Source organism: Rhizobium sp. ZK1 (assembly GCF_047782645.1).
In the GTDB taxonomy this organism is placed as follows: Bacteria; Pseudomonadota; Alphaproteobacteria; order Rhizobiales; family Rhizobiaceae; genus Rhizobium.
In genome coordinates, this window is the sequence record NZ_CP180586.1 from 2,498,274 (window position 1) to 2,524,561 (window position 26,288).

General features: G+C 60.7%; 21 protein-coding genes and 1 riboswitch. Of the genes, 8 read left to right on the forward strand and 13 right to left on the reverse strand.

From position 1 onward, the window contains the following. Positions 1-3 precede the first annotated feature (3 nt). Together cobW and cobU are read right to left on the reverse strand one after the other, a co-directional pair. Complete coding sequence (cobW, locus tag ACK9YZ_RS13000; RefSeq protein WP_416064100.1) at positions 4-1,050, reverse strand: cobalamin biosynthesis protein CobW; 1,047 nt, start codon at positions 1,048-1,050, stop codon at positions 4-6. A gap of 4 nt (positions 1,051-1,054) precedes the next feature. Then, positions 1,055-1,564, reverse strand: coding sequence for a bifunctional adenosylcobinamide kinase/adenosylcobinamide-phosphate guanylyltransferase (cobU, locus tag ACK9YZ_RS13005; RefSeq protein ID WP_416064101.1), 510 nt, complete (start codon positions 1,562-1,564; stop codon positions 1,055-1,057). A 203-nt stretch (positions 1,565-1,767) separates the two neighbouring features. Further along, a riboswitch (cobalamin riboswitch) is annotated at positions 1,768-2,162 on the reverse strand. A gap of 207 nt (positions 2,163-2,369) precedes the next feature. On the opposite strand from cobU, the gene ACK9YZ_RS13010 reads away from it, so the two are divergent. Continuing rightward, entirely contained in the window at positions 2,370-4,160 is a 1,791-nt protein-coding gene (locus ACK9YZ_RS13010) for a chloride channel protein (protein ID WP_216758898.1), read from the forward strand. On the opposite strand, the gene ACK9YZ_RS13015 is transcribed toward ACK9YZ_RS13010, so the two are convergent. Continuing rightward, positions 4,157-5,608 (reverse strand): cobyric acid synthase, encoded by a 1,452-nt coding sequence (locus ACK9YZ_RS13015; protein WP_416064102.1) that lies wholly within the window; start codon positions 5,606-5,608, stop codon positions 4,157-4,159. The two genes, ACK9YZ_RS13010 and ACK9YZ_RS13015, sit on opposite strands and share 4 nt — an antisense overlap. Positions 5,609-6,265: 657 nt before the next feature. Here ACK9YZ_RS13015 and ACK9YZ_RS13020 point away from each other — a divergent pair. Both ACK9YZ_RS13020 and ACK9YZ_RS13025 read left to right on the forward strand, forming a co-directional pair. After that, on the forward strand, positions 6,266-7,258 hold the full coding sequence (locus tag ACK9YZ_RS13020; protein WP_416064103.1) for a glycine betaine ABC transporter substrate-binding protein: 993 nt from the start codon (positions 6,266-6,268) through the stop codon (positions 7,256-7,258). Between the two features lie 33 nt (positions 7,259-7,291). Beyond that, positions 7,292-7,642, forward strand: a complete 351-nt coding sequence (locus tag ACK9YZ_RS13025) for a hypothetical protein (RefSeq protein WP_416064104.1) — start codon at positions 7,292-7,294, stop codon at positions 7,640-7,642. A gap of 6 nt (positions 7,643-7,648) precedes the next feature. Here the strand turns inward: ACK9YZ_RS13025 and ACK9YZ_RS13030 are convergent, their stop codons facing one another. The 3 genes from ACK9YZ_RS13030 to ACK9YZ_RS13040 form a co-directional block, all read right to left on the reverse strand. Continuing rightward, positions 7,649-7,804 carry an entericidin A/B family lipoprotein gene (locus tag ACK9YZ_RS13030; RefSeq protein ID WP_007813980.1) on the reverse strand — a complete coding sequence of 52 codons (156 nt, stop codon included), beginning with the start codon at positions 7,802-7,804 and terminating at the stop codon, positions 7,649-7,651. A 95-nt stretch (positions 7,805-7,899) separates the two neighbouring features. After that, positions 7,900-8,799, reverse strand: a complete 900-nt coding sequence (locus ACK9YZ_RS13035; RefSeq protein WP_216755090.1) for a LysR family transcriptional regulator — start codon at positions 8,797-8,799, stop codon at positions 7,900-7,902. 108 nt (positions 8,800-8,907) lie between these two features. Then, on the reverse strand, positions 8,908-10,314 hold the full coding sequence (locus ACK9YZ_RS13040) for a DUF882 domain-containing protein (protein ID WP_416064105.1): 1,407 nt from the start codon (positions 10,312-10,314) through the stop codon (positions 8,908-8,910). Positions 10,315-10,602: 288 nt separating this feature from the next. Between ACK9YZ_RS13040 and ACK9YZ_RS13045 the strand changes: the two genes are divergently transcribed. The 5 genes from ACK9YZ_RS13045 (at position 10,603) to ACK9YZ_RS13065 (ending at position 15,951) form a co-directional block, all read left to right on the forward strand. Next, positions 10,603-11,907, forward strand: coding sequence for a hemolysin family protein (locus ACK9YZ_RS13045; protein ID WP_416064106.1), 1,305 nt, complete (start codon positions 10,603-10,605; stop codon positions 11,905-11,907). A 115-nt stretch (positions 11,908-12,022) separates the two neighbouring features. Continuing rightward, positions 12,023-13,924, forward strand: a complete 1,902-nt coding sequence (locus ACK9YZ_RS13050; protein WP_416064107.1) for a potassium transporter Kup — start codon at positions 12,023-12,025, stop codon at positions 13,922-13,924. 215 nt (positions 13,925-14,139) lie between these two features. Next, positions 14,140-14,301, forward strand: coding sequence for a hypothetical protein (locus tag ACK9YZ_RS13055; RefSeq protein ID WP_416064108.1), 162 nt, complete (start codon positions 14,140-14,142; stop codon positions 14,299-14,301). Positions 14,302-14,422: 121 nt separating this feature from the next. Beyond that, positions 14,423-14,626, forward strand: coding sequence for a hypothetical protein (locus ACK9YZ_RS13060; protein ID WP_216755095.1), 204 nt, complete (start codon positions 14,423-14,425; stop codon positions 14,624-14,626). Between the two features lie 302 nt (positions 14,627-14,928). Next, positions 14,929-15,951 (forward strand): GlxA family transcriptional regulator, encoded by a 1,023-nt coding sequence (locus ACK9YZ_RS13065; protein WP_183736076.1) that lies wholly within the window; start codon positions 14,929-14,931, stop codon positions 15,949-15,951. Between the two features lie 108 nt (positions 15,952-16,059). Here the strand turns inward: ACK9YZ_RS13065 and ACK9YZ_RS13070 are convergent, their stop codons facing one another. The 7 genes from ACK9YZ_RS13070 to ACK9YZ_RS13100 form a co-directional block, all read right to left on the reverse strand. Continuing rightward, positions 16,060-17,391: a diguanylate cyclase gene (locus ACK9YZ_RS13070; RefSeq protein WP_416064109.1), complete on the reverse strand. Its 1,332-nt coding sequence runs from the start codon at positions 17,389-17,391 to the stop codon at positions 16,060-16,062. Between the two features lie 201 nt (positions 17,392-17,592). Then, positions 17,593-18,423: a response regulator gene (locus tag ACK9YZ_RS13075; RefSeq protein WP_216755097.1), complete on the reverse strand. Its 831-nt coding sequence runs from the start codon at positions 18,421-18,423 to the stop codon at positions 17,593-17,595. Between the two features lie 168 nt (positions 18,424-18,591). Then, positions 18,592-21,105 carry a GcvT family protein gene (locus ACK9YZ_RS13080; RefSeq protein ID WP_416064110.1) on the reverse strand — a complete coding sequence of 838 codons (2,514 nt, stop codon included), beginning with the start codon at positions 21,103-21,105 and terminating at the stop codon, positions 18,592-18,594. 203 nt (positions 21,106-21,308) lie between these two features. Beyond that, the gene (locus ACK9YZ_RS13085; RefSeq protein ID WP_416064111.1) at positions 21,309-21,584 is read right to left on the reverse strand and encodes a hypothetical protein; all 276 of its coding nucleotides are present in this window, start codon (positions 21,582-21,584) and stop codon (positions 21,309-21,311) included. Positions 21,585-21,685: 101 nt separating this feature from the next. Next, entirely contained in the window at positions 21,686-24,334 is a 2,649-nt protein-coding gene (locus ACK9YZ_RS13090; protein WP_416064112.1) for a mechanosensitive ion channel family protein, read from the reverse strand. Positions 24,335-24,424: 90 nt separating this feature from the next. Then, entirely contained in the window at positions 24,425-24,982 is a 558-nt protein-coding gene (locus ACK9YZ_RS13095) for a DUF924 family protein (protein WP_216755101.1), read from the reverse strand. Positions 24,983-25,018: 36 nt separating this feature from the next. After that, entirely contained in the window at positions 25,019-26,074 is a 1,056-nt protein-coding gene (locus ACK9YZ_RS13100; RefSeq protein WP_416064113.1) for a sensor histidine kinase, read from the reverse strand. Positions 26,075-26,288: the final 214 nt, after the last annotated feature.

Below are 26,288 nucleotides of genomic sequence, written 5' to 3' on the forward strand. Positions count from 1 at the left end.
TCCTCATGCGAGCGCTTCGATCGCCTTGCGCACCGCGTCCTGATCCATCTCGTGCAGGCCGATGACAACGAGACGCGTGCTGCGCGTTTCACCCGATGCCCAGGCGCGGTCGAAATACTGGTCGATACGGACACCCACGGCCTGCAGCTGCAGGCGCATCGGCTTGCCGGAGACGTCGATGAAGCCCTTGAGGCGCAGCACGTCATGCTCGGCAATGATGCCCTTCAGCTTCTCGACGAAACCGGCCGTGTCCGAGATCGCACCAAGCTCGACGACGAAACTGTCGAATTCGTCGTGATCGTGGGGCTCACCGTCCTCATGCTCCAGCTCGTGATGGGACTTGCGGTTGACGACGTCGTCTTCCGTTCCGATGCCGAGGCCGAGCAGCACGCTTGCCGGCACGTCGCCATTCCTGGCCTCGATCATCACAGGCTTGCGGGCAATGCGCGAGGCGACTTCGCTCTTCACGCGACCGAGCCCGTCGCTGTCGATCAGGTCGGTCTTGTTCAGTACGATCAGGTCGGCGCAGGTCAGTTGATCCTCGAACAGCTCCTCGATCGGGCTTTCATGGTCGAGCGATTCATCCTCGACGCGGCGCGCATCGACGGCATCGTGGTCATCGGCAAAACGACCAGCGGCGACAGCGGCACTATCGACCACGGTGATGACGCCATCGACGGTGACTTCGCTACGAATATCCGGCCAGTTGAAGGCGGCCACCAGCGGCTGCGGCAAAGCGAGGCCCGAGGTTTCGATGACGATATGGTCCGGACGCTGATCGCGCTCCAGAAGCCTCGTCATGGTCGGAATGAAATCGTCGGCGACCGTGCAGCAGATGCAGCCATTGGTGAGCTCGATAATATCGTCTTCGGTGCAATTCTCCGCCCCGCAGCCCTTCAGCACATCGCCATCGACGCCGAGATCACCGAACTCGTTGATGATGAGCGCGATCTTCTTGCCGCCGGCATTGGTGAGCAGGTTGCGGATCATGGTCGTCTTGCCGGCGCCGAGGAAGCCGGTGATGACGGTCGCGGGAATTTTCTGCTGCATGGAACTAACCCTTCATTTTCAGCGGCAATCCTGCCGCGATAAAATAGACGTCGTCGGCCTCTGCCGCGATCATCTGGTGCAGCCGGCCGGCATGGTCGCGAAACTCGCGCGCCATGCGGTTTTCGGGCACGATGCCGAGGCCGACTTCATTGGAAACGATGACGAGCCGCGCCTTTGCGTCAGGGAGAAAGGCGGCGAGCGCTGCGGACTGCGCAGCGATATCGCGCCCGTCCATCATAAGATTGGTGAGCCAGAGCGTCAGGCAGTCGACCAGGATCGCCCTGCCCTCGCCATCGATGGCCGCAAGGCGCTCCGTAAGATCGAGCGGCTCCTCGTGCGTGGTCCAGGAGGGACCGCGATCGGCCTTGTGCCGGTCGATACGCGCCTGCATCTCCCCGTCCCACGCCCGGCCGGTGGCGATGTAGTGGCGGTCGAGGCCGCTGGCTGTCACGAGATTTTCGGCGAAGCGGGATTTGCCGGAGCGCGCGCCGCCGAGGATGAAGGTGGCGGTCATGCGCAAACGCTCCTGTGAGAGAGGATGCGGCTTGTTCTAAGTGTACTTTCCTTGGCAACAGAGGCGGGTGCCACAGACTCGACGCAAGAGGCCGAAAGCACCGCACCGACGCCTGCCAATCGCACCGCCAAAGGCAGCACCGAACCATATTCTTCAGCCAAAACAACCTCCGTGCTGGCAGCGGGCAAAACACCCAGTTGGGCACTATGCCCGGCACGGATGGCAGGTCTCCTGGCTCGCAGTTGTCGGCCGCGATAGGGGCAACCGTTTCCGGTCGCCCCTGATCGTGCCAGCGGATCTGCCTCGCCTTCCCGGCTGCATCTCGTGAAAAGGCGGACGATTCGTAGAAAGAGAGGCGTCCTGCCCCGGCTGATCACGGTGCATTTCCAGTGGCTTTTCCGGCGCCTGTTCCACCTTGCCCGCCCACAGGATGCGGGCCGTCGGCGCGGCAGTCGAAATGCCGGACGGAAGACCCTGACTGCTCTACAGTCGCGGGGTCGGCTGTGATGAAGGCCCCCGGTTTGGGTCCGCCTCGTCACATTCCCTTTTCATCCGGAAGGCGTCAGGCCGATCCGGAACCATCCATTATGTGGTTTCATGGTTAGGCGCGCGCAACCCCCATGTCAATTGCCCCGCACTGTGCCAGAGAGGTTCATCTCTACTTACACTACCAAGATTATCGTGTTTATTCAAAATCTTATGTCATAGAAACTTTACTGCCCGGCCGGTATTTAGCCGCAATTGGCAGGCATGCGGTGCCGCCTGCCACCCTTGACCGCCGCTCCTGTCGCCTAGTTCTCCTATGATGCTCTCCCGAATGGATATCCGCCGCTTCCGGCCCTTCACAACCATATTCGATTTGGGACGCCTGCGCGCCCTCGCCAGACAAAGTGAAATAGGCCTGGTCTTTGCCGGCGCGCTGGTCGGCATCGCTGCGGGGCTGGCGGTCAGCGCCATGAGTTTCGTGTCCGAGGCAATGCACCGGTTGATCTTCGGCATCGAAACCGAAACCCGGCTCAGCGCTTCGCAGATCGACAACCAGTTCCTGCTGATGACGGCGCCTTTCGCCGGCGGTATCCTACTCGGCTTGTTGTTCTTCATCCTCGCCAAGTGGCGCAAGAAGCCGATGGTCGACCCGATCGAGGCCAATGCGCTGCATGGCGGTCGCCTGTCTTTGACAGACAGCATTCTCGTCGCCGTCCAGAACATCATCTCCAACGGCTTCGGCGCCTCGGTCGGTCTGGAAGCCGGCTATACGCAGCTTGCAGCCGGCATCGCCTCGAAATTCGGCCTGAAACTGCAACTGCGCCGCGCCGATCTGCGCGTGCTTGTCGGCTGCGGCGCTGCCGGCGCCATCGCGGCCGCCTTCAATGCGCCGCTGACCGGCGCGTTCTACGCCTTCGAGCTCATCATCGGCACATACGCCATCGTCTCGCTGACACCGGTCGTCGTTGCAGCCCTGGTCGCCACACTGGTTGCACGCCTGCTTGCCGGTAGCGATTTCATCATCGATGTCGGCAGTTTCGGCGCTGTCCAGCCGGCCGATTACGTGCCGGCGATCGCACTCGGCGCCTTCTGCGCCGGCATCGGCATCCTGCTCATGCAGGGCGTTGCCTTCGTCGAGGAACTGGCGAGAAAGAGCTCCGTCCCGCTGCCCTTTCGCCCGGCGCTCGGCGGCATCGTCGTCGGCCTGCTGGCGCTGGTCTCGCCGCAGATTCTGGCCGCCGGACATGGCGCACTGCATCTGAACCTCGCCAACGAAGTAACGATCCCCGCCCTTATCAGCCTGTTTTTGCTGAAATCGGTCGCTTCGGCTGTCTCGATCGGCTCCGGCTTCAGGGGCGGCCTGTTCTTCGCTTCACTCTTCATGGGCGCGCTGCTCGGCAAGCTCTTTGCCTATTCCGCCCCCTATTTTGCCGATGCGACGCTGACCCCCGTCATCTATGCCGTGGTCGGCATGAGTTCGCTTGCCGTCGCCGTCATCGGCGGGCCGCTGACCATGACCTTCCTCGCACTGGAGATTACCGGCGACTTTCCGATCACCGCCCTCGTGCTCGCCGCCGTCATCACTTCCTCGCTCGTGGTTCGCACCACCTTCGGCTACTCCTTCGCCACATGGCGTTTCCACCTGCGCGGCGAGAGCATCCGCAGCGCCCATGATGTCGGCTGGATCCGCAACCTGACCGTCGACAAGCTGATGCGCGCCGATGTGAAGACGGCTAAAAACAGCATGACGCTCGGCGACTTCAAGACGGCCTACCCGATCGGCTCGACTCAGCGCGTCATCCTTGTTGACGATCAGGACAAATATGCAGGTCTGGTGCTCGTCCCGGAAATCTACGCAAATCCCACCAGCGCGCAGGACGAAGCCCAGAATCTCGCCGATTTCATCCGCTATAAAAACGATTTCCTGCAGCCGCAGATGAACGCCAAGCAGGCAGCCGCGATCTTCGACAAGACCGAAAGCGAAGCACTCGCCGTCGTCAACAACATGATCGAGCGCAAGGTGATCGGCCAGCTCAGCGAAAGCCACACACTACGCCGCTACAGCGAAGAACTCGACCGCCGCCGCCGCGAAGTTTCAGGCGAGATTTAGAGTAGGCCGGCAAGAAAGCGGTCATCGAGAGTGCGCTCAAGCTCCGCGGCAACGTCGTCCAGCGCCTGATCGACGCTTTGGCGATAGTTCGCCCGCTCTCCTGAAAGCCCGAAGCTTTCGAGAAGCCTGCCCCGATAGGCATCCGAACCGAACAGGCCGTGCAGATAGGTGCCCATGACATGCCCGTCGGCGGAAACCGCCCCATCCGGCAGGCCATCGACAACCGCCACCGGGCGCGCGCAATCGGCCCCTTGCGTGATGCCGAGGTGGATCTGATAGCCCGATAGCGGCACCTCATACTGACAGGAGCGCGCGCTGCTGTTGCGCACGGTCTTCTCCGGCGCCATCTCGGTATCAACATCGAGCAGGCCAAGCCCTTCAATGTCAGTCACCGCCCCTTCAATGCCCAGTGGATCATGCACCCTGCGGCCGAGCATCTGGTAGCCGCCGCAGATGCCGATCACCCGGCCACCCCGCCTGACATGAGCGGCAAGGTCACGGTCCCATCCCCGTGCCCTGAGATCGCTGAGGTCCGATATGGTCGATTTCGAGCCAGGCAGGATGATGAGTCCCGCATCATCAGGCAGCCGTTCGCCTGAGCGTACAAAGACGAGCTCGACATCAGGCTCGGCCCGCAGCGGATCGAGATCGTCGAAATTGGCAATGCGCGGCAGCACCGGCACGGCAATCTTCAGCGCCCCTCGCGCGCCCTTGGCCAGCCGCTCCAGCACGACGGAATCTTCCGCCGGCAGCCGCCCCGCCGCCTGAAGCCAGGGCACGACGCCGAAACAAGGCCAGCCGGTGAACTGGCCGATCGATGTGATACCGTCGTCGAACAGGCTCACATCCCCACGGAACTTGTTGATGATATAGCCCGAAATCATGCTGCGATCCTCTTCGGCAAGGATCGCATGGGTGCCGACGAGCGAGGCGATGACCCCACCGCGGTCGATATCGCCCACGAGAACGACAGGCACATTTGCCCGTGTCGCAAAGCCCATATTGGCGATATCACCGGCCCTGAGATTGATTTCCGCCGGCGAACCCGCCCCCTCGACAACGACGAGATCGGCATCTTCCGACACCTTGGCGAAACTCTCCAGCACGGAAGAGATGAGCTGCGGCTTCAGCCGCTGATAGTCGCGCCCCTTTGCCTGCCCGAACACCCTGCCCTGCACGATGATCTGGCTGCCGTTTTCGGACTGTGGCTTCAGCAGCACCGGGTTCATATGCACTGATGATGGCGTACGGGCCGCAAGCGCCTGCAGCCACTGCGCCCGGCCGATCTCGCCGCCGTCGTCGGAAACCGCCGCATTATTCGACATATTCTGCGGCTTGAACGGCCGCACCGTCAGCCCGCGATTGGCCGCCAGCCGGCAAAGCCCGGCCACCAGCACCGTCTTGCCGACATCCGAGCCGGTTCCCTGCAGCATGATGGCTCTGGTCATTAGGGTCTATCCGTGAAGCGTTTCCGCAGGCCTACAATGAGCGTTGCGGGCGGGTCAACAGGGACCCAGAAATGCGAAAACCGCGATCAGGCCATCAGCCCAACGCGGTTTGCCATAAAACGCTGACGCCTTCACCATTACGCGATGAAGCTCGCTTTCTCCGGGACGCTCTACCTGATCCGGAGAAGCAGCGCGGTTGTCCCCCGCCGCGTCACAACTGATAACGGCACATTCTTACCGGATGGTTATTGAAAGCGCGCCTTGACGCGAATTTCGACCTTTTTTTGCACTTTTTCTAATTTTTCTCATCTGAGACCGCATTCAGCTCTTTCAGCAGGGGGCACATTTGCCTCCAGCGCGCGCAAGATCGCACCCTCCGTGCGCCGGCATAAATTCTTCGGATTCAATTATTTAGTGATTGATGCAAGACAGAAAAGAGAGTTGATTTCTTGCCGCAAATCCGTAAGCTTGCTCATCATCAGCCATCGATAGAAATGGCCAGCGACGAGCCGCCGGAAAACCAGACGAACGGCGCCGCAGACAGGAAGCCCGGCGAGCATATTCCGGGCGTTTGGCACCTGAAGCGGCGGAGAGATTTGTCGGCTAATTGCCCCGGTGCATGCACGTTCGATCACATAAAATTTCGGGGAATATATAATGAAGACATTTTTCACGTCGTTCATCCTTGCCGTCTGTCTGTATGCGGGAATTGCGCAAGCCGCCGGATGCGGCAAAGTCTCGATTGCCGAGATGAGGTGGGGCTCCGCCGGCATTGCCGCGAGCTTCGACAAATTCATCCTCGAGAAAGGCTACGGCTGCTCCGTCTCGATTGTTGACGGTGACACGCTGCCGACCTTCGCCTCCATGGATGCCAAGGGCACGCCCGATATCGCCTCGGAATTCTGGACGAAGGCCGTCCAGCCGCAGCTCGATACCGCCATCAAGGAGGGTCGGTTGGTGAAGGGCGCCGAAATCCTCGCCGACGGAGCGATCGAAGGCTGGTACATCCCCAAATTCATCGCCGATGCAAACCCGGATATCGGCTCCGTACAGGATGCGCTGAAGCACCCGGAACTCTTTCCCGATATCGACGCCCCCTCGCACGCCGCCATCTACAATTGCCCGGAATCCTGGGCCTGCAAGATCTCGACAAGCAATCTCTTCAAGGCGCTCGATGCCGACAAGCGCGGCTTTGCGCTGGTCGACAGCCGGACCCCTGAAGATTTCGATGATTCGATCGCCCGCGCCTTCGACAACAAGGTCGGCTGGCTCGGCTATTACTGGTCGCCGACATCGGTCATCGGCAAGTATGACATGAAGCTTCTGGATTTCGGCATGCCGCACGATCAGGCCGAATGGGACGCCTGCACCTCGGTTCGCGGCTGCGCCAATCCCAAGGTGAACGCCTATCCAGTGTCGCAGGCCTTCACGCTGATGACCCGGTCCTTTGCCGACCGCGCCGGCCCCGTCATGACCTATCTGAAGGCGCGCAGCTGGGATAACGAGACCATCAGCCAGGTCCTCGCCTGGCAGGATGAAAACGGCGAGAACAACGAAAATGCAGCCCTCTATTTCCTTGAGAATTATGAGGAGCTCTGGAGTCGTTGGGTTCCGACCGATGTAGCCGAGAAGGTCAAGGCCAGTCTATAAACCTTTCCGACAACAAGGACTGGACGATTCGTTATGACTGGCACGGTGCCCTTCCCCGATCGCGATACCGTCGCGGAAAAACTCGCGGCGCTCTCGGAAACCGACAAATCCTATCTGTCGCTGCTGATGGAAAATCCGGCGCAGGATGACAATCTGCTTGCGGGCCTCTATCGGCACCTTGATCTCGCCTCCGCCTCGCGCCTTCTCAATTCGCTGAAGCTTGAAACCCTCGGCAAATGGATCGGCGGAGCAGCGCCCGACCGGCTGCAGATCAGGCTCATGGAAGCGGCGCGCTCCAGCCAGCACCCGGCCTATGCCGCATTCCGGACCGGGCTGACCCGATCCGGCGGGCTGGAAAAAGCCTATCCGGCTTCAAAAATCTGAACTTGTTTATCTCTTCGCTGCGCGATCGACACTGCGGCCGGCATCCTGCGTGGCATTGACAGCATTTGCCGTATCCCTGCCCACGCCGCGGATCGTGTTGGCGCAGGAAGAAAGCGCAAGAAGGATCATCAAGGCGGAAGCGATTTTACCCGTGGTCGTCATGTGCGAAATCCTTTTATGAAATCAACCCCGAACGGCTGATGCCGTCCGGGCGGGATAACGCGTTCGTGAGCGAAAAGTTCACCGGCTAACCGAATTCAGGCAGCAGCCGCTTTCGACCTCTCGGCGAAGGATGCACGGATACTGTCCGCGACAGTCTCGATCGGCCCCGTCATCTGCGATGCCGTCAAAAGCTGGATATCGAAAGAGCCCAGTTCCGGCAGCCCTTCCTGTATGCCGAGGATCGCCATGTCATCGCTGACATAGGAGAGCGGCAGCGGCGCGATGGCGAGATCGGAGACCACGGCGGCGCGCTGCGCCATCGTGTGGGCGCTGAGATAGGCGACGCGATAAGGCCGCTTGTTGCGCTCAAGCTGGGCGATCGCTTCCTGCCGCCAGATGCAGCCGTCTTCCCAGATCGAGATCGGCAGCGGATCGCGCCGATGAGCCGAACCGCACTTCGCGCCTGCCCAGACGAGCCGTTCGCGATAAACGACTTCGCCATTGGTCGGGAAAGGCCGCGTGGCGCAGTTGATGAGCGCGAGATCGAGGCGCTGCTCCTCCATCCGCTTTTTCAAGCCGATGCTCATATCGATCGTCACATCGACCATGATGCCCGGATAGCTCTGCGCAAAGCTTTTGAGGACCTGCGGCAGCAGCCGCTCGCCGATATCCTCGGGCGCGCCGAGCCTTACAACGCCGCTGAGCTCGGGCATGATGAAGCGCGATACCGCCTCGTTGGAGAGCGCCAGGATGTTGCGTGCATAGGACAGGAGCATTTCGCCATGTTGCGTGAGCGTCACCGAGCGCGCATCGCGGCGAAACAGCATCACGCCCAGCTGCTCTTCGAGCTTCTTGATCTGCATGGAAACGGCCGACGGCGTGCGGAACACGGTTTCGGCCGCAGTCGAAAAATTACCGGTCTCTGCAATGGCGACGAAGGTGCGCAGCACGTCATTGTCGAGCAGAGGAATGGGACGGCGAAACGGGATGGTCATCGTCACATCTTTCAATTTTTCTGAATGACGAAGGTTATCATTCCATTTGATTGAAAGTCAATCTGCCCTCTATTTTTGTGGGGCGATCCCTATCGAGCCTATTTGAGTTCAGCCCTCAGTGCCGAAACGGCTGGTCTTGAAGCTTGTTCCAGCCGCACCTGAGGCAACCGTCCGGCCCTCGCCGACACCCTTCGGATAGGTGTTGCCGATCATAGCAGGCGCCGTGAGTTCAACTGTCGTTTCCGGCGACCGCACCGCCCAGGCAATCAGCGCTCGCGCGGACATCTCGCCGACGCCGCCCGAGACATGCTCCGACGCGGAGACCGGCAACACCGCGATCTGCTCAGCCGTCGGTGCGGGATGAGTCTGCCGGTCGGCGATACCTGAGGTATTGGCGGGCTTGCGACCAACGACGAAGCGCGTGAAATCGGCCGGAGCCGGTTGGACGGATGCCAGCACCGGCGCGACCATGGGCACAGGTGCGGGTATCTCGCTTTCCACGGCCTCGATTTCAACAGGCCGCAGCGCCGGCAGCGGAACGGTCAGTGAGGCAAGATCGGCAAAGGCCCGGTCGGCAACCGCCTTGTCCTCGGGCTTGGCAAGCTGCGGCGCCAGCCCGATCTCGGCCCGCTTCTGCGGCGTCGGCAGCATGGCGGTGACAAGGCTTCCGGTCACGATGGGATCAGGTGCCCTCATAGGTGCTGCCGCGCGTGCCGTCAGGAGGGTCGGTGCCGCTGTCTTTGGCGTTACAGGAGCATCGTCATCCTCATCCTCGCCTGACACAATCTCGATCGGTGCGGAGCGGATACCCTTCTTGCGCTCGGCAAGCGCCACCTGATAGCCCGGCAGCGGCCGACCGTCCGCCGGCAGGTGGATCGTGCGTCCGTCGGGGAACAGCCGCGCCAGCTCCTGCCGCGACATGCGCGGCCATGCGCGCACATTGCCGACATCGAGATGCACGAAGGGCGAACCCGATGTCGGGTAATAGCCGACGCCGCCCACCTGCATCTGCATGGCAAGCGCACGCAGCGTCGCAAGCTTGACGCCCGGAATATAGAAATCCATCGCCTTGCCGAGCATGTGCTGGCTGCGCTTGGCGACACCGGTATTACGCGAACGGTTGCGCAGCATGTTGTTGGTCGCCGGCGAGCGATAGGCGGAGACGACGTGGATCGTCTCCTTGGCCCCGCTCTTGCGATAGACTTCCCAGACGAGGTCGAGCAGCCGCGGATCCATCTTCGCCGGCTCGTTACGGCGCCAGTCGCGCAGAAAACGGTTGATCTGGTTGAGGCCGCGCTGGTCGTATTTGCCGTTGCGCTTGAACACGATCGTCGCCCGCTCGCCCGTATGCGTGAAGTAGAGTTTCAGCGCCCTGTCTTCGGCCGCCGCCTCGCCCGATCCGGCAATGACCGCAAAGAAGAAGACCGCAGCAATCGCCATGCGATGGGCAACGACAGACAAAAGCCACACAGAGGCGGTCGTCGGGATGGCGGCGATGGTTTGATGAAGGGACACAGGCTTCGTCCATGGTGCGAGACACGAAAACATCACAAGCACCGCACACGCGGGCGGCGTTAAGCCTTCATTATGGTCAATAGATCGTTAAGAGTGGGTTTATAAGCCGAAGACTATATGAGGCGCTGTTTCAAGGAGATGCCGTCTTGCGATTCTCCAGTTGCGCTGGCAGCGAAAAGTTCGCCATAATTATCTTGCCAAGCGCCATGATCTTCGACGGGAACCCTCGCAAAGCGAGACGAGATCGCATAGTTTCGACGCATCATTATCATCGAAACAGGCCTAAGTTTGTATACCGAAATAGCCATCGTCATCCTCCTCACCATTCTCAACGGCGTCCTGGCGATGTCGGAGCTCGCAATCGTCTCCGCCCGCCCGGCACGCCTCAGGGTTATGGCGGACCAGGGAAGCAGGGGAGCGCGACTGGCGCTGCGCCTCGCCGAGGATCCCGGCCGTTTCCTGTCGACGGTTCAGATCGGCATCACCCTCGTCGGCGTCCTGTCAGGTGCCTTCTCGGGTGCGACGCTCGGCGCGCGGTTCTCCGCCTGGCTTCTGGCGCAGGGGCTTCCCAATGCCTGGGCGGACGGGCTTGGCGTCGGTACGGTCGTCGTGGCGATCACCTATCTCTCGCTCATCATCGGTGAGCTTGTGCCCAAGCAGATGGCCCTTCGCGCGCCGGAAGCCGTTGCCGCCAGGGTCGCACCGACGATGACCTACCTGTCGAAGGCGGCTCTGCCGCTCGTCTGGCTGCTCGACGGCTCGGGCAAACTCGTTCTCGCGCTGCTCGGCCAGTCCGGAAAGAACACCGATGGCGTCACCGACGAGGAGATCAAGACGGTTCTTGCCGAAGCCCAGAGCGCCGGCGTGATCGAGAGCGGCGAATCCGCCATGATCACCGGCGTCATGCGTCTTGCCGACAGAACGGCGCGCGCACTCATGACGCCGCGGCGCGACGTCGAGCTGGTCGATATCGAAGATTCCGCGGAGGAGATCCGCAAGACCATCCAGTCGACCGCGCGAACGCGTCTGCCGGCCCGCAAGGGCAGCTCCGACGAGGTTCTCGGCGTTCTCGCCGTCAAGGATTATTACGATGCCCTTGCTGCCAGCCGGACGGTCGACATCATGACGCTGGTACACGATGTTCCGATCATCTCGGACCTCGCTCCCGCCTCATCGGTGATCGAATCCATCCGCAATTCGTCGCAGCATATGGTCCTGGTTTTTGACGAATACGGCCACTTCGAAGGTGTGATCACGTCAGGCGACATCCTCGAATCGATCATGGGCGTTTTCGGCAACGCGGCCTCCGGCGAGGAACCGGCGATCAAGCGACGCGAGGATGGATCCTATCTGGTTTCCGGATGGACGCCGATCGACGAATTTTCGGAATTCATGAACTTCCCCGTTGATGAAGACGTCGAATATCAGACCGTCGCCGGTCTCGTTCTCGAAGAACTGAAACACCTGCCCGAGCTCGGGGAAACCTTCGTCAAGAACGACTGGAAATTCGAGGTGATCGACCTCGATGGGCGGCGCGTCGACAAGCTGCTCGTCAGTGCGCTGACGAAGGACGAGGCACGGGCGGAGAACTGATCGGCGCGATCATTCTGACCGCCCCTCACGCGATCGGCGTGCCATTCTCAGGCTTGCGCCCCATATCTTTCGTTCTGAGCAGCAATCAGGGCCGAACAACAATCAAGGAATATCCATGTCCGCCACCACCCACGACGCAGACCGGCCCCATGCAGGCCAGCAAAAGTTTGCGGCCCTGCTGCTCGGGGCGATCGGCGTAGTCTATGGAGATATCGGGACGAGCCCGCTCTATGCCTTCCGCGAAGCGCTGCGACCCTTCGTCCATGACGGCGTCACCCCAAACGAGGTCATCGGGCTGATCTCGTTGATGATCTGGACGCTGACGATCATCGTCACGTTCAAATACGTGCTGTTTCTGCTGAGGGCGGACAACGAGGGCGAAGGCGGAACCCTTTCCCTGCTGGCCCTCCTCATGAAAAAGACCAGCCGACATGCGACCGTCTTTTTCTTCGCGGGCATCATTGGTGCCGCGCTTTTCATCGGCGATGCCATGATCACCCCTGCCTTATCGGTGCTGTCGGCGCTCGAAGGGCTGAAGCTCGTAACCCCGGTCTTCACCCCCTATGTCCTGCCGATCGCCGTCGCGATCATGCTGCTGCTGTTTTTCGTCCAGTCGGTCGGCACCGCATCCGTGTCGAAGCTCTTCGGCCCGATAACGCTACTGTGGTTTCTCGTGATGGGGCTTGGCGGACTTGTCCATATCGCCGACGATCCCGCGATCTTCGCAGCACTCAATCCGCTCTACGCCTTCGACTTCATCACCCACGCGGGCCTCATCGGCCTCGTGGTCCTCGGCGCCGTCTTCCTCACCGTGACGGGCGCGGAGGCGCTTTATGCCGACCTCGGCCATTTCGGCAGGAAACCGATCCAGGCGGCTTGGTTCGTCGTGGTCTTCCCGTCGCTTGCGCTGAACTATCTCGGCCAGGGCGGACTGGTGCTTGCCAACCCGCAGGCTGCGTCCGATCCGTTTTTCCTGATGTTTCCGGAATGGGCGATCCTTCCTGTGGTCATTCTCGCCACAGCAGCCACCATCATCGCCAGCCAGGCGGTCATCACCGGGGCGTTCTCGCTTGCCCGCCAGGCGATCCATCTCGGCTTCCTTCCGCGGCTGGAGATCTGCTTCACCTCTGCCTCCAACACCGGCCAGATCTATGTCCCGGCGGTGAATATGGCACTGCTGTTTGGCGTGCTTACCCTGATCTTCGCATTCGGCTCCTCCGAGGCCCTTGCCACCGCCTATGGAATTTCGGTCACGGGTGCGATGGTCGTCACGACGATCCTGTCCTTCCAGTTTCTCCGCGTCGTCTGGGGATGGAACGTGGCCACGGCACTGGCGGCACTCCTGCCGCTCCTCGTGCTTGAAAGCATCTTCCTGGGAGCGAACCTCCTGAAGATCCATGACGGCGGCTACGTCCCGGTCCTGATCGCCGGCGCGCTGATGGTGATGATGTGGACCTGGAAGAAGGGAACCCTGCTGGTGCGCGAGAAATCCGCAAGGAGCGACATACCTCTGATGCAATTCCTTGCGTCGATCGAACGAAAGTCGGATCACGCTCCCGCCCAGGTCCCCGGAACTGCGATCTTCCTGACCAGCCTTCCCGACATGACACCCGGCGTGCTCCTGCACAATCTGAAGCACAATCGCGTTCTCCATGCGCGTAACGTCATCCTCAACGTGAAGACCGCGCCGCGCCCCTATGTGCCGGAAACCGAGCGGGTGACAATCGAAAGGCTTTCGGAGCGCTTCATCAAGATCCAGCTCCTGTTCGGCTTCATGGAGGATCAGGACGTCTCCAGGGCCTTGCCGCTCTGCCGCAAGGCGGGCTTCGACTTCGAGATCATGTCGACCTCGTTCTACCTCGGCAGGCGCAAGCTCGTCGGCGATCCGAACACCGGCCTTCCGGCCTGGCAGGACCGGCTCTTCATCGCCATGGCCGGCTTCGCTATCGACCCCTCGGACTATTTCCAGCTCCCCAGCAACCGCGTGGTGGAGCTTGGCGAGCAGATGGTCATCTGACGGCTGCGCCTGGATCGCCGCGTCCGTCAGTCCTTTGATATGTCGTCACTAGGCTTGAAGAGATGCCGAACGCAGCTCCTCACAGCCATGTGCACGACCTCGCTCATCTTTCAATTTCGCTGAACTTAAAGCCCAGTTCATTTCATTTGTTTGAATCAGCCTCAGTACCTATATTTTAGGTGTGACGATGAGGCTGAAGACAAAGGAGGCCGATCATGTCGCAGATAGCAGACTTCAACATCCTCCAGGCTTTCTTCGCTTTCCGCGCACGCATGTTTCGGGTGGCGGCACGCGAACGGATCAGGCAGGAAATGAAGCATTATCCGCCGCATCTTGCGGCCGATGTCTGCGCCCTGCCCGCTCTCGACGAGCAGTAGCGATAGTTCAAAATAGCTTATGGTACCCATGAAATCTATTCGTTTGAATGATGAGTGCCGCAAGCGCATATTTCATCTCGAGGATACGGGAATCCTAGATCAGCAAGGAAAGGAAACGGCAATGACCTCGATGACCTACAGAGATGGCGGCAAGGGCCTGTCATCCTACGGCAGACATTCTTCGCTCGGCTCCTATGCCGACAGGCTCGTGCGTGCATGGCGCCGCTGGCAGACGGAACGCCAGATCGAATCCATGCCCCTCGACATCCGCAAGGATATCGGTTGGCCGAGTGCCGACGAGAGCGGCAAAGACAGAGCTCATTAAGAACAGGGCTCATGAATGCAACCATATGCAATGAATGCGACATACCTCCCAAGCTAAAGGCGGTGCCTGCCCCATGCAGCGCCGCCTTTTTCATATCCGTCGCCTGCCTTTTCCCCAGTGAATTTCACAGCACTACCGGCCCGCAGCGACGCCTCTTGCTCCGCTCGCGCCGCAAATCACGGCCAATGTCGCAGATTTGCTCTTCCTAGCCGCATTTATCCATGCCAGTGTCGCTTTTGGAACATCGGAACGACGCATTCCACGCGACCAATATGCAGTCGCCCTCGAGCATGGATTTTCCAATGAACAAGATGCAGCTCAAGAAACGTTCCGTAGTCTTCTTCATGGTTCCTCAGTTCACCATGCTGCCCTTTTCGGCGGCGGTGGATACCCTGCGTATCGCAAACCGCATGCTCGGCTATCAGGCCTATACATGGCGCCTGAGTTCCGTCGACGGCGAAAAGGTCTATTCCTCCTGCGGCATCGGCGTGGAGGCCAATTCGTCGCTCGCCGAAGAGCGTCGCCATCTGGGCGGCGAAAACCGGCCGGGCATGGTGCTCGTCTGTTCCGGCATCGATGTCGAGACCTTCAACAACAAGTCCGTCAATGCCTGGCTGCGGGAATCCTATAATCGCGGCGTCGCCGTCGGTTCGCTCTGTACGGGCGCGCATGTGCTTGCCCAGGCGGGTCTCCTGAACGGCAAGCGCTGCGCGATCCACTGGGAAAACCTGCCGGGCTTCTCCGAGGCCTTCCCGCAGGTCGAGGTCTATGCCGATCTCTATGAGGTCGACAACAATCTCTATACCTGCGCCGGCGGCACGGCATCGCTCGACATGATGCTGAACCTCGTCGGCGAGGATTTCGGCGAAAGCCTCGTCAACCGTATCTGCGAGCAGCACCTGACCGATCGCGTGCGCAACCCACATGACCGCCAGCGCCTGCCGCTGCGCGCCCGCCTCGGTGTCCAGAACGCCAAGGTCCTGTCGATCATCGAGCTGATGGAAGGCAATCTCGCCGAGCCGCTGTCACTGCTGGAGATCGCCGAAGGCGCCGGCCTGTCCCGCCGCCAGATCGAGCGCCTCTTCCGTCAGGAAATGGGCCGCTCCCCTGCCCGCTACTACCTGGAAATCCGCCTCGACCGCGCCCGTCACCTGCTGGTTCAGTCCTCCATGCCGGTCGTCGAAGTGGCCGTTGCCTGCGGCTTCGTCTCCGCCTCGCACTTCTCCAAGTGTTATCGCGAACTCTACCAGCGCTCGCCGCAGCAGGAGCGCGCCGATCGCAAGATGACCATGGCCACGGCCCGTCAGCAGGCGGTTGCTGCTTGAGCCCCCACTTCCGTCATGCTCGGGCTTGTCCCGAGCATCTGCCGCCGCTCGTGTTTTGATAGGTGGTTAGATCCTGGGACAGGCCCGAGGATGACGACGGGAGACCCTTTACTGCGCCGCCTCTTCCGTCATCTTGGCGTCGGAATAGACAAGGTTTCGCCCCTTGTGCTTGGCCATGTAGAGGAACTGGTCTGCCGCGTTCAGATAGTTCTCGAAGGTCTCGTAACCGGTGATCTCGGCCAAGCCGATTGACACCGTCACCGACAGTTCCTCGTCATCGGCCGTCACTCTCAAGCGGGAAATGTCCGAGCGGATCTCATCGCAGAGCTTGGTGGCGGCCAACGAATCCATCTGCGGGAAGAGAATGGCGAATTCCTCACCCCCAAGACGAGAAAGAAGGTTGTCGCTGCCTTCGAAGATCGTCTGCAACCTGTCTGCGACAGCCTTTAGCACCTTGTCGCCGATCTCATGGCCATAAGTGTCGTTCAGCCGCTTGAAATGGTCGATGTCGAGAATGGCGACCGCGCTCGCCACTTTCAGCCGCAGGCATTCGTTCACCAGCTTCGGGCCGTTGTCGTAGAAATAGCGGCGGTTATAGAGGCCGGTCAGATAGTCGCAGGCCGCAGCCGCCCGCAGTTGCTTCATCTGCGTCAGCGTCTCCACATTGTTGGCGATGCGGCACTGCAGCTCTTCGGCGACGAACGGCCGGTAGACGAAGTCGCTGGCGCCAGCCTTCAGGAAACTTGCCGACAGCATGCGGTCGTTCGAGGAGGAAACGCCGATGACGCGCATCTTGTCCGAACCGAACCGATGGCGGATGCGCCGCGTCAACTCATAGCCACTCATGTCGGGCATATGATGATCGGTGACGACGAGCTCGATATCGCTGTAGGTCTCGAGTGCCGCAATCGCCTCAAGCCCGGAATTGGCTTCGACGACCATATATTGCTGGGCCTTCAGGAGATCGACGAGTACCTGGCGTGCGGATGAAACGTCGTCGACGACGAGCACCCGGGTCTTGCGGTTCATGATCGCCCGGCGCACGGTCGCGACCAGATTGTCGAGCGCGAACTCGTTATCCTTCAGCACATAGTCTATGACATTACGCTCGAGGATGCGGGCGCGGGTGTTGAGATCGAAGGTCGCAGTAAAGACGATGGCTGGAATATCGTGCTCGATCGTGCAGTCGAGCGCCTCGCCATAGGGTGCGTCAGGCAGGTTCAGGTCAACGACGGCCATGCTGTAACCGTGGCCGTCCTGCGAGAGCTCTTCACGTAACGCCTTCAGCGAGGAACAGCAAACAACGCTGAGGTTGAGCTCGGTCTGGAACCGATGGCAGAGCACGGCACAAAACATTCGGGAATCCTCAACCAGAAGTATGCGGATTCCTCCAAACCGAGGACCTGCATGCTCCCGCTGATAATCCCCCTGGAATGTCACGGCTACCTACCCCTCCACATGCACGAGAGGGTCGACTCGCCCTCTCTTGCAGTGCCGGACGATAGCCGAGGCCTCCCGTTCCGTGAAGAGGCAAATGACGGCAACAACACCTGTGATTGCAAAAATATGAGCCTCAGTCATATCTTTTCGGTGTGGGCCGATCACGGAGGCGTTTCCCCGCACCCGATCTTCGCGGCCGGATCAGGCAACCGCCCGTTCCCTGCGCATCGACTGGATCTGCAGGAGCGTGTCCAGGTTCTGGTTGACGCGGCAGTAAAACTCCTCGTCGATGAAGGGACGCAGCATGAAGTCGTTGCCGCCGGCCTTCAGGAACCGCGCCGAAAGCAGGCGGTTGGAAGAGGAGGAAACGCCGATGATGCGCAGCTCATGCGAGCCGATCGAGGCGCGGATGCGGCGCGTCAGCTCGAAACCGTCGATGTCGGGCATGTTATAGTCGGTGACCATCAGGCCGATATCGCGGTTAGCCTTGAGGATCTCCAGAGCCTTCGCGCCGCTCTCGGCGGTGCTGACGCGGAAATTATAGCGCTTGAGGCGGCTGGACAGCAGCGCGCGGGCCGTGGCGCTGTCATCGACGATCAGCACGTGATGGCGATGGTTGGTCAGGAACCGGCAGATCGATTCCGCCAGGAGGTCGACGGCAAAGACATTGTCCTTGAGGATGTAGTCGACGATGTCCTTGGCAAGCAGCTTGTCGCGCATGCCTTCATGGAACGTGCCGGTGAAAACGATCGTCGGGATCGACAGATCGACCAGGTATTCCAAGGCCTCGCCGTTTTCGGCGCCCGGCAGGTTGATGTTGGAAATCGCGAGCGTGATCGGATCGGAAGACTTGTCGTAGGAAAGCTGCAGATCTTCAAAGTTGCGGCAGATCTCAACGTCGATATCGAAGAGCTCCTTGAGCCGCTTCCCGATCATCGACGTGAAGACGTTGGAATCTTCAGCGAGGATGATACGCGCGCCAGCAAACATTCCTCCGGAATATTGCATCCCCGAAATACCTAGAAACGCCATGACAAACCTTTAAATGGAAATTGTGTCCCCGAACGAAACGGTTACATGAATTCATTTGAGCAATTGTTAATCGAAGGGCTGCAGCCAGCTGCAAAAAGGGCGGCCGATGGTGCGGCCGCCTTTTTCTTCTTCATATGCTTAAGAAACTAGACTATGTCACGACGCGTTTTAGGCACGAAGCGCTGCATTCTCCGTGTCGAACGGGCTCTCGCCGACCACCGTTGCGTTGTAGGTCGTGCCGAGGATCTTGATCTTCAGCCTCGTGCCTTCCTTGGCATAATCGGGCCGCAGCATGGCGAGCGCCAGCGAGCGGTTGATGCGAAAGCCGAAAGTGCCGTTGGTGGCGCGGCCGACGAGCTCGCCAGCCTCGTTGTAGATCGCTTCCGAACCACGCGCGTCGACGTCATTGCCGGTCTCGACGACCAGCGTGGCGAAGTTCCACTTCAGGCCCTTTTCCTTGTAGGCAAGCAGCCCCTCGCGGCCGAGGAATTCCTTCTCCGGCTTGATGAAGCGGTCGAGGCCGGATTCATAGGCATTGTACTCGATCGACATTTCGCGCGGGATCAGGCGATAGGACTTCTCGACCGACATGGAGAGCATGGCGCGGATACCGAAAGGCTTGATGCCGAATTCGGCTCCCGCCTCCATCAGCTTGTCGAAGATGTAATTCTGCATCTCGATCGGGTGATGCAGTTCCCAGCCGAGTTCGCCGACGAAGTTGACGCGCAGCGCATGGGCGCTCGCCGCACCGACCGAGATTTCCTTGCCCGAAAGCCAGGGGAAATCCTTGTTGTCGAGGCTTGTGCGCGTCAGCTTCTTCAGGACATCGCGCGACTTCGGACCGGCGAGAACGAGCACGCCCCAGGCCTGGGTGATCGGAGTGAACTTGACGCTGCCGTCTGTCGGCAGCAGCTTGCGCATATAGTCGTGGTCATGCGCCTCATAGGCACCGGCCGAGACGAGGTAGAAAGTGCCGGGCGCGCTTTCATAGACGGTGAATTCCGCGCGCACGCCGCCTTCCTTGGTCAGCATATGGCAAAGCGCGATACGGCCGCGCTTCTTCGGGATCGCGTTGGCAAAGATCGACTCCAACCATGCACGCGCGCCGGGTCCGGTGACCAGCGCCTTGGCGAAGGCCGACATGTCGAGCACGCCGACATTCTTGTTGACGTTCATGACTTCGTTGCCGACATGCTCGAAATAGTTCGAGCGGCGGAACGACCAGCGTTCCAGAATACGGCCGTCTTCGGTCGGGTCGGAATGATTGTGGTTGGTCAGAACGTCGGCGCCGACGCCGATCTGGTCTTTCGGCAGGTCATAGCCTTCGGGCGCAAACCAGTTGGCGCGCTCCCATCCGTAGACGGAGCCGAACACGGCGCCGAGCTTCTTCAGGCGGTCATAGACAGGCGTCGTCTTCAGCGGGCGGGCAGCGGCACGTTCCTCGTCCGGATAGTGCATGGTGAAGACGTTGGCATAGGCTTCCTCGTTCTTGGCGATGAGGTAGCCTTCCTTGGCATAGGGGCCGAAGCGGCGCGGATCGACGCCCATCATGTCGACGGTCGGCTCGCCATCGACGATCCATTCGGCCAGCTGCCAGCCGGCACCGCCAGCAGCGGTGATGCCGAAGGAATGGCCTTCGTTCAGCCAGAAGTTCTTGAGACCCGGCGCGGGACCGACAATCGGGTTGCCATCGGGCGTATAGGCGATGGCGCCGTTATAGACCTTCTTGATGCCGACTTCGCCGAAGGCCGGCACACGGGCGATCGCGGTTTCGATATGAGGCATCAGGCGGTCGAGCTCTTCCTGAAACAGCTCGTATTCGCTGTCGTCGGAGGGACCGTTGACATAACAGACCGGCGCGCCCTGCTCGTAAGGGCCGAGCAGCAGCCCGCCATTTTCCTCGCGCATGTACCAGGCGCTGTCGGCTTCACGCAAGACACCCATTTCCGGCAGGCCCTTTGCCTTGCGGGCCAGAATGTCGGGATGCGGCTCGGTGACGATATACTGGTGCTCGACCGGAATGACCGGAATGTTGATGCCGACCATATCGCCGGTCTTGCGGGCGAAATTACCGGTACAGGAGATGACGTGTTCCGCGGTGATCTCGCCCTTGTCCGTCGTCACCTTCCAGAGCCCGTCTGCCTGCTGCTCGATCGCGGTGACGGTCGTGTTGCGGTAGATCGTGGCGCCGAAATCGCGAGCACCCTTGGCGAGCGCCTGAGTAAGATCCGCCGGCTGGATATAGCCGTCATCGGGATGCTGGATTGCGCCAAGCAGGCCGTCGGTCTCACAGAGAGGCCAGATCTCCTTCACCTGCTCGGGCGTCAGGATATTGACCTTCACGCCGATCGTCTCGGCAATGCCTGCATAGTACATGAATTCGTCCCAGCGGTCTTTGGTACGGGCGAGACGGATGTTGGAGACCTGGCTGAAACCGACATTCATGCCGGTTTCCTGCTGCAGTTCCTGATAGAAGCGGACGGAATATTTGTGGATCTGGCCGACCGAGTAGCTCATGTTGAAGAGCGGCAAGAGGCCCGCCGCATGCCATGTCGAGCCTGATGTCAGCTCCTTGCGCTCGATGAGCACGCTGTCGCCCCATCCCTTCTTCGCAAGGTGATAGAGCGTCGAAACACCAACCACGCCGCCGCCGATGACCACTGCCCGCGCATGTGACTTCATGGAAAAATACCCTCTTTTATCGAATGTCCGGCAGCCCATACCGAACGAACCATTGTCGCGAACTATGCAGCGAGGCATGCGTCATGAGAGGCCTGTTTACGACATGGGAAAAGCTTGCCGCGACGACGCGCAAATAGGCAAGCGTCAAAAATCGCAAGCCTCGAAAATTCATGAAAAAGGTAGGGAACGGGCTGAAGCCGCCGTCACTTGACGACGGCGGAACCCTTGACGATCTCGATCGTCTCGTCGCCCGAAAGCCCGATACGGTCGCCATCGGGCGTCGTCATGAAACAGCCGGAGGGGCAGACCCGTTCGGAAGCGCCGGCATCGACGACGACCTCCACGCGGTTGCCGCCTTCGGTGACGGTGAGCACCACGGGCGCCTCATCCTTGTTGGTGACGGAGGCCGCCAGCGCGACAGGTGGGGCGGAAAGGAGAAGAAGAAATGCGACTGCGGAACGTGTCACGGTATGCGACATGGGCTTTACGCCCTCCCCTGGAGCACTCGTCGCTGCACCAGCAGCGATCGATTGCATGGGGTTATAGCACCGCAGCCGTGAATGAGCGCTGAATGAGCTGTTCAGCCTTTTAACTTGCCGTCTGCCGTCTTGCCCCGCAATTGGCGCACCGGCTGCTCCTCTTCCACCATCTCGTTCTTGCCGGCCTCGTCTTCGGCAATCTCATCCTCGGGCTCGTCAGGCTTCCGGACAAGCACCTTCTCGGCGTCTGCATTCGCCTGCCGGTGAATGGTCAGATCGCTCTGCGGCAGCGGGATCTCGATGCCCTCGGCCCGGAAACGCTTGAGGATCTCGATCCTCAGATTGTTCCGCACCGTCAGGCCGTCACCCATGTCGGCCAGGAAGAAGCGCAGTTCGAAATCCAGCGAATAAGGTCCGAAGCGCAGGAACTCCACATGCGGCTCCGGATTGCGCAGGATCAACGGCACGGCGGCCGTCAGCTCCAGCAGAATATCCATCACCTTGCGCGGATCGGCCTCATAGCTCACGGAAACCGGAATTTCCGAACGGCCGAGCTTGTTGCGATGCGTCCAATTGCCGACGAGCCCGTTGATCAGATCCGAGTTCGGCACGATGATCGACTGCTTGCGGAAGGTCTCGATTTCGGTGGCGCGCACCGAAATGCGCTTGACGATGCCTTCGGCGGTACCCGAAACGACATGGTCTCCCACCTTGAAGGGCCGCTCGACGAGCAGGATCAGGCCGGAGACGAAGTTCGACACGATATTCTGCAGGCCGAAACCGATACCGACCGAGAGCGCCGAGGCAACGAGTGCAAGGTTCGAAAGGTCGATTCCGGCAGCCGAAACGCCGAAGATCGCCGCAACGCCTACGCCGAGATAGCCGATGCCGGTCTTGACGGAATTGCGCACGCCGAGATCGACATGGCTGCGCGCCATGACATTGCTGTCCAGCCATTTCTGTACCCAGCGCGTCGCAAGATAACCGCCGGCAAAGAGCAGGATGCCGGTGAAGATGCCGAGCAGCGAAATGCTGATGCCGCCGAGCCGCACCTCTGTGAACAGCCGGTAGGCGAGCAGCTGCAGATCCTGCACATGGAAGCCCCAGAGCAGCAGGATGAGCGGAATGCCGGTCAAGAGCGCCACGGCGTAGATGAGGAGGCCGACAACCAGCCCCACCTGGTCGATCGCAACGTCTCCAAGCTTGAAGCGGTTCTGCAGGAAGCGCCCAAGGAACGTATCGGCGAAATTGTCCTGCCGCGAAATCGCCTTGCCGAGCAGCAGGCCGATATAGGTGGTGACGACGATGGCGCTGGTGATGATGAGCTGCGTGGCGACGAACCGCGCCAAGCCCACATAGCCCGAGAGTGCTGCAAGGATGAGGCCCGCACCGAAAACACGCAGCAGGATCGCCATGCCGCGCGGCCAGCGGCGGCCCGGCGCATCGGGATCGCCATTCTTCGCCAGCATCGGCTTGCCGAAGGAAACGGCAATCAGGATGAGGCCGATGATCAGCGCCGCGAGCAGGCTGCGCACGACGGTCAGAACCAGCGGCGATCCCATCGCCTCGCCGACGGCGCCGAAGAGATAGTCGAGCGCGTTGACGACGGCCATGGCGATCAGGCAGTAGCCGACCGAGCGAGCGCCGAGGTTGGAAAGGCGCACCAGACGCCAGGATGGATCATTCGGCGCAAAGACCGCGTTGACGAAGCGGCCAACGAAATAGACAAGGCCGATCGAGCCGAAAAGCGCGCCGATCACGGGCGTGATATCGCTTCTCAGCACATTGAAACCGTCGAGGAAGATCAGCGACGTCACCAGCAGCACATCGAGCGCGGCCGTGCGGATCAGCGTCGACCAGAAGGCAAAAGCAAGGCGGCTGATATAGGACGGCTCCTCGACATTGACATCGCGCCGCAGATACTGGCCGAAAAGCCGGTAGCCGCCGGAGAGCAGGATCAAGGCCGTCGCGAGCGACAGGAAGATCGCGGCAAACAGTTGCAGGCTCTTGAACTTCCAGACAAAGGTGATCCAGCTCGAAAGCGTCTGCGAAAACTCGCTCGCCTCCTCAACGAAGGCGCTGGCCGCATCGTCGAAGACGGAGGCGGAAATTTCGGTGCGCCGGAACAGTGTATCGGCAAAGAGCTGGCGGCGCGTCGCCGTGATCACGTTGGAAAGCTTGGTGATCGCGATCGACAGGTTTTCCGCGTCACCTGTTACGGCATTGATCTGCGAGCGTTCCGCCGTCAGCGCATTGCGCTCGTCGGTGACGATCTGCGCTTCCGGCGGCTGGCCATCCTTCGGCGGCTCGCCAAGCTCGGCCAGGCGGCTCTTGATCTGGTCGAAACGCGGGCGCAGGCTGACGGATGTCGCGATAACGCCGCGGCCGAGTTCATCCACCTGGCCGGCAAGCTCCACGAGAGCATCGTCATTGTCGGCATTCTGCTTGACGCGGTCCTGCAGCGAGACAAGCTGGTTCTTCGCCTTGTCGATATCCTTCAGCGCCTGATCAAGGCCGGTATTGGCAAGCGGCGCCTCGGCCGGAGCTGCTTGGACCGGAGCTGCCTGCGTCTGGGCCGGCTGTGTCTGGGCCGGCTGTGTCTGGGCTGGCAGTGTCTGGGCTGGCTGTGTTTGGGCCTCAGCCGCCGGCTGCGGCGCCTGCGCGAAGGCAGCCTCCCCATCGAGATGCAGGCCGGTAACCACCAGCGACAGCAGAAGAACGGTGCGAAGCAGCCAGTGTGTCAAGCGCAAGAAGCCCCCGCGTGGATTCGTCTCATGATCAAGATGACCGCTTTTATAGGAAAGAAAGGCAACAGAAAGGCGGAATTTCCGGATGATCGCTCAGAAGCCGGCGCCGGGGCGCGCGAGATAAGCGAGTTCGGCTTCGCTCGACTGCCGCCCGACAATGCCATTGCGATGCGGAAAACGCCCGTAAGCGGCAATCACCGCCCGGTGGCGAAGGGCATAATCGTGGAATTCCTCATCGCCGAGCGCAGCAAAGAGCGCCACCGAACGGTCCTGCTCCACCAGATCTTCCGCATGCTCGAACGGCATGTACAGAAAGGTCCGTTTGATGCCCTCCAGCGACTGATCGGCGCCGACGGCAAGCGCAAGCTTTGCCTCGCGCAGCGCGAGCCCATCGGTTGCGAAGGCAAGCGGCGTCGCCCGGTAGATATTGCGTGGAAACTGGTCGAGCACGATGACGGCGGCCAGCCGGCTCTCGGGGCTGGAGCGCCAGTCCTCGGTCACGCTGCGGGCAAGCGACAGGTGGGTTGCGCGAAACCGCGCTCGGATCTCCTCGTCCAGTTCGGCAGTCGAGTTGAACCATTCCTTCCGGCTGCAGCGGACGAACCAGAAGTCATAGACTTCGTCCGGTGTGCAGACGATATCGGTATTCATGACGGCTCTCCCAGCATCAGCTATAGAAAAGATCGGTCAGCTTAGGGAAAAGACCAGTATCGCCCTCGTGCCGCGATGCTCCGGATCATAAGAAAGGTCGGATTTCAGACTGCCGGCCATGGCGTTTAATATCTTCATGCCGAGACCGGTTCCCTTCACCGGATCGGACAGGTCGAAGCCCTGGCCGCCATCCTCCACGATGACCCTCAGCGCATCGTCCTCCTGCTCGACAATGACATTGATCTCCCCCGGGTCGCCATCCGGATAAGCATATTTGAAGGCGTTGGTGACGAGTTCGCTGACGATCAGGCCGAGCGTGATGACCTTGTCGGTCGCAAGATTGATCGGCTGGGCGGTCAGTACCACGCGATGCGGACGTTTCTCGTCTCGCATCGAGGCTTCGAGCTCGGTCAGAAGGCTGCTCAGATATTCATCCACCTGCACCGTGCCGATCTGCCGGTTGGTGTAGAGACGGCGGTGGACGCTGGCGATCGCATTGATGCGCATCTGCGTTTCCTGCAGCGCGTCGATCGCCACCTGATCGCTGGTCATGGAGGACTGCATGCGGATCAGCGCGCCGACGAGGCCGAGACTGTTGGCGATGCGGTGGTTGACTTCGGCGAGCAGCATTTCCGCATGGTCGCGCTGCTGGCGGATCACCTCCTGCGCCTGTGCCGTTTCCCGGAGGAAGCGCGCTCGCTCCAGCCCCTGCTCGAGGGCCGCGGCCAGAAGATCGAAATAGTCGGGCGAAATGCCCTTGAAAACATAGTCGTCGGCGCCGGCCTTCAACGCTGCGACCGCAATGCTCGTATCGTCGGAGCCGGTGGCATAGATGACAGGCGGATGATCGGGCATCGCCACGATGCGCGGCAGGATATCGAGCCCCGTCTCGACCTCCAGGACATGATCGAGAACGACGGCGTCGATACCGCCTTCGGCAAGCAGCGCAAGGCCGGTCGCCCCGTCGCTCGCCCATTCGAGCGTAAAGCCGCGGCGGCCGAGATTCTTCTGCATCAGCTGCGCAAGCGCCTCGTCGTCATCGATATAAAGGATACGGATTGGAGCGCCCGTATCACCACTGGACTCGCTCATTCTGCCTCCGGGCATTTTCCCGCAGCAATACCGGCTATGAGGCGGCCGAGTCTTGCTGCATGCGACTGTCGTATTGCATCGACAGGCGCGCGTAAACAGCACTTGGCCTTTGGCACGAGAAGACGCCCGCTATCAGGCAGATCGAAGGAGAATGCCATCGAAAATGTCGACCCCTGTCCGGCTGCGGCCGGAAGCCCCTCTAAAAAATTGCGAA